The sequence below is a fragment of the Streptomyces sp. NPDC005784 genome (assembly GCF_042871525.1).
In the GTDB taxonomy this organism is placed as follows: domain Bacteria; phylum Actinomycetota; class Actinomycetes; order Streptomycetales; family Streptomycetaceae; genus Streptomyces.
Genome location: NZ_JBIAIQ010000099.1, coordinates 1 through 4,088 on the forward strand (window position 1 = coordinate 1; position 4,088 = coordinate 4,088).

2 protein-coding genes and 4 pseudogenes are annotated in these 4,088 nt (G+C 65.5%); 3 read left to right on the forward strand and 3 right to left on the reverse strand.

Going from position 1 to position 4,088, the window contains the following annotated elements; genetic code table 11:
- Positions 1-244: 244 nt before the first annotated feature.
- From ACFYR3_RS45530 to istB, 3 genes and pseudogenes are all read left to right on the forward strand, one after another.
- Positions 245-484, forward strand: a pseudogene (locus tag ACFYR3_RS45530) (NUDIX domain-containing protein); the annotation flags it as partial.
- Between the two features lie 183 nt (positions 485-667).
- The gene (locus ACFYR3_RS45535; protein ID WP_355852287.1) at positions 668-1,075 is read left to right on the forward strand and encodes a hypothetical protein; all 408 of its coding nucleotides are present in this window, start codon (positions 668-670) and stop codon (positions 1,073-1,075) included.
- 375 nt (positions 1,076-1,450) lie between these two features.
- A pseudogene (istB, locus tag ACFYR3_RS45540) lies at positions 1,451-2,219 on the forward strand (IS21-like element helper ATPase IstB).
- A 35-nt stretch (positions 2,220-2,254) separates the two neighbouring features.
- On the opposite strand, the gene ACFYR3_RS45545 reads toward istB, so the two are convergent.
- The 3 genes and pseudogenes from ACFYR3_RS45545 to ACFYR3_RS45555 form a co-directional block, all read right to left on the reverse strand.
- Complete coding sequence (locus tag ACFYR3_RS45545; protein ID WP_355852107.1) at positions 2,255-2,623, reverse strand: hypothetical protein; 369 nt, start codon at positions 2,621-2,623, stop codon at positions 2,255-2,257.
- A gap of 377 nt (positions 2,624-3,000) precedes the next feature.
- Positions 3,001-3,297: pseudogene (locus ACFYR3_RS45550) on the reverse strand (IS630 family transposase); the annotation flags it as partial.
- A 30-nt stretch (positions 3,298-3,327) separates the two neighbouring features.
- Positions 3,328-3,993 (reverse strand): annotated as a pseudogene (locus tag ACFYR3_RS45555) (transposase); the annotation flags it as partial.
- Positions 3,994-4,088: the final 95 nt, after the last annotated feature.

Here is a 4,088-nt window from a genome sequence, read left to right on the forward strand (position 1 = left end):
AACTTCCTACGCTTCTGTGCCACGTGCTCTCTCCACCGTTCTGGACTTCAATCCTATGGGGACCGCTGTCCGAGAACCTCGGGGCGCCTCAGACTGAGATCGTGCCTCCGTGAGCGAATTGGTGGAGCATGTAGATGAGCAGGACCGCGTGTTGGGAGTCGTCGAACGAGGCGAGGCGGTGCGTCAGCATTGGCCGCATCGCATTGCGACGACGATCTGCCGTGATCGGGCAGGGCGGCTCTTGGTGCTGCGACGGTCCGAGACGCATTCCCTGTTCCCTGGCTACTACGACGTGATGGTCGGTGGCGCCGTGGACGTGGGTGAGTCGTATGAGGAAGCCGCGGCCCGGGAACTGTCCGAAGAGCTGGGCGTTCGTGTGCCCGTGCGCTTCATGTTCAAATTCTTTTGCCGGGAGGGGATCAGCCCCGTGTGGTTTGGGGTGCATGAGGCTGTCGTGACTGGACCCCTGATCCCGGACCCGGGCGAGATCGCCTGGCAGGGCTGGCTGACAGAGGCCGAATTGTGCGAGGTCGTCGATCAACGGCTCTTCGTTCCGGGAGGACGGAAAGCTCTGCGCCGATACCTGCAGTCCGCGTCCGGGCCGGCAGCTGAAGCGGCGTCTCCCCGGCGATCCGCCGATGTCAGTGTCGACTGCGATGCTGTCGGCATGATCCCTTGGAACCTGCTGGTCATCGACAAGGCTCTGCGGGCCAGTTGGGCCGCCGACACCTGTTCTCCGGACGACCTCGCCCGTGCCGGCTGGCAGCCCGACAACCCGGCGTGGGGTCACTGTGACATCACCGCTTTGATAGTGAACGACATCTTCGGTGGCGACCTCATGGTCGGGGAGGTCCACTGCGGCGGGGAACAGCACGGATTTCACTGGTGGAATCGGTTGCCCAGCGGTGTGGACCTCGACCTGACGCACGAGCAGTTCCGGGATGGCCAGACCGTGACCGCAGCCCGAGTCGTCAAACGTCCACCTGGGCCCATTCCTCGGCGCTGGGAGAAGTATCTCCTTCTGCGCGAGCGCGTCATCGAGCACCTCGGTCACCTCCCCGAGCCTGCTGCCTGACCCGCGGAGATCGTGCTTCAACTGTATGTCCCGATCACGGTGGTTCGTGGTGCGGGAAGGCAGCTGACCTGGCTGGCCCCGGCGGCGCCATCGCGGAGCAGGACGATCTCCTCGTGCTGTGCAGCGAGCCGCATCGTCGATGGCAAGCACTGGGACGGCCTACCCAAGGACGACAACCGGCGTGTCACCACGGGTGATATCCCGCCCCAGCCCCGTCATCGGGACACCCCGGGCACCGAGACCGGGCCGCTGATGGCCCTGCTGAACCGGGCGGCTGTCCACCCGCGTCGAGGTTGGCCGCCGACCGTTGTCGGTCTACGACGAGCTGACCGGAACCCGTCCCTTCACCATCAAGCCGACACCGGAGGACCCCCGTTGAGTCAGCTGACCGGCAACCGCATCCGCACCACGGCCGTCAAGCTCGGCCTACCCCCCTGGCCGAAGCCCTGAGCCAGTATGTCCGGCGGGTGGATGAGGCCAAGATGGGCTACCTCGACCTCATCTACCTGGTCCTGGCCGATGAACTCGCCGTCCGCGAAGACCGCCGTTTCCGTCAGGGCCTGCGGACCTCGAAACTGCCGCACCACAAGCCACTCGACGACTACGACTTCTCCTTCCAGCCCGAAATCGACCCCGCAAGGTCAAGGATCTGGCCACCTTGTCCTTCATCGAGGCCAAGGCCAACGCGGCCCTGCTGGGGCCGCCCGGTGTCGGAAAGACACATATCGCTGTCGGGCTCGCGGTCGCTGCCTGCCGCGCCGGCTACTCGATCTACTTCACCAGCCTCGACGACATGGTCCGCAACCTCGAAGCCGCCGAGATCGCCGGACGCCTGACCAGCAAACTCGGCACCTCCTTGCGGCCAGGCGTCCTCGTCGTCGACGAAGTGGGCTACCAGCCCCTGGAACGAGCCGAGGCCAACCTGGTCTTCCAGGTGATCTCCAAGCGGTACGAAAAGGGGTCGACCATCCTGACCTCGAACAAGACCTTCAGCGAGTGGGGCCAAGCCTTCGGCGACGAAGTCCTCGCCACTGCCATCCTCGACCGCCTCCTCCACCACTGCGACGTGATCTCCATCAACGGCCCCAGCTACGGGCTCAAGAATCGGCTCGCCGCCATCGAACGGGACACCAACGCGGCCTGACTGCCTGCGCCTGCGCAGCCCATAGGTTGGCGGCTCTACTCGTCGAGGTACTGGTACTCCCCGTTTGCGCTTCCGATCGCTACACCCCCATCGCGGACCTGCCACTCACTCATGCCCTCGACTTCGTGGCTGACGAGGAAGAGGCCGATGACCAGGTCGTTGTCATCATCGGAGGCAGGAATCCGCGCTACGAGCCGCAGTTGTTCCAGAAACCAGTCAACGGACTGCTCGCGCATGTCAGCGCCGAAGAAAACCCAGTTGGTCCAGTTGTACTGCCGCGCCGGGAAGCCCCAGCCTCCGCTGTACGTCCGATCGGGGTCCTCGGCGCTGACGATCTCCTTGACCCGGGCAAGCTGGCGATCGTCGCACTCCAACCACCCCCTGATCCGGACGAATACACCCACGACGGTCACTCCTCGTGACTTGGGCACTGCCCTGTTGAGCGTCCACCGTGACGCCGAATCGAACGATAGGCAGAACGAGCCCAGCCTCGCAAAGGGCTTGATCAGTGCCGACAGGGCGTCAGTCGCAGCCTTTGACAACTGAGCACGTTCATCTGTACCCGACTGAGGTCTTCACCGAGTACGACGACAAGGCGCACCGCCCACGGCTCAGCTGTCACCTGCACGTGCCGAGGACCTCGTCCAGGTCCACGAAGCCGGTCTCGTCACGGCCGGAGTCCAGGTAGGCGTCGACGGCCGGGGCCGCGGTGACGCGCAGCTGCCAGGCGCGCACGACGTCGTGCAGGGGCGCGAGGCTGTAACTGTGCCGGGAGTCCTCCGTCCGGGAAGCGGTCGAGCACTTCCTCGATGCGGTCGAGTTTGGTGTCGCGCTCGGGGTCTGGTGACTCCTTCCAGGTCTTGGTGCGCTGGAAGGTGATGCCGCGGCGGGCGAGCAGGCAGCGTAATGTTTCGCAGCCGATGCGGATGATCCGGCCGTGGACTTTGCGCAGGTAGGCGGCGAGCTTGCGCAGTGACCAGCGGGTGAAGGGCCGGCCGAGCTCGGCAGGGCGGGTGGTGGCCCTCTGGGCGATGAAGTCCTCGTCGTCAGAGCCGAGTTGGCGGGGACGACCTCCCGCCCCACTGAGACATCTCACGATGCCAAGTCGTCAAGCTGCTGCGGACAGTTCGGAGGGAAAGGCGATGTGTTCGTCGAACAGTTCGCCTGCCTGAAGACAGTGATAGAGCTGGCCGATCATGCGGTTGAACAGGTGACGCTGGGCGGCCGCGTGCCAGTCGCCTTGCTCGCGTCGGCGCCGGTAATGGGCATCCGCTCCGGAAGAGGACCGCAGAGCGGAGAAGGCCCACAGGTAGCCGGCATGGTTAAGCCGGTCGTTCTTGACCATGCGGCGCCCGACGTGGTGTTTCTTGCCGGACGCGCGGGTGACGGGGGCAGAACCTGCATAGGCCTTCACGCCACGTGCGTCGGCGAACCGCTGGCGGTCATCACCGATCTCGGCCAGCACCCTGGCACCGAGCTGGACCCCGAGACCGGGGAAGCTCAAGATGACTCTGGCGTCTGGGTGTTGGACAAAAGACTCCTCGACCGCCTCGGCGAGCTCGTCAGCAGCAAGACAGGAAGCCTCCAACTGCCGCAGGAGGGCGAAAGCCTGCTTGCCGAGCGCGTCTTCGACCAGCTGCGGCTGGCTCGCATAGTCATCCCGGAAGACCTCGCGGAGCCGTTCGGCCTCGGCTTCGATGCCGCGGCTGCGCCCAGCGCGTTTGAGGGCGGACCGGAGCTGGGCGCGGGTGAGCCGGGCGGCCTGGCTCGGGGTGTGTCAATGGCCTTGAAGTGCTCCCCGTAGGCGGCCAGGGTTTCGCCCCACTGGCGGCCTGCGAGATCTCCCCAACGGCGGCCAGTTATCTCCCC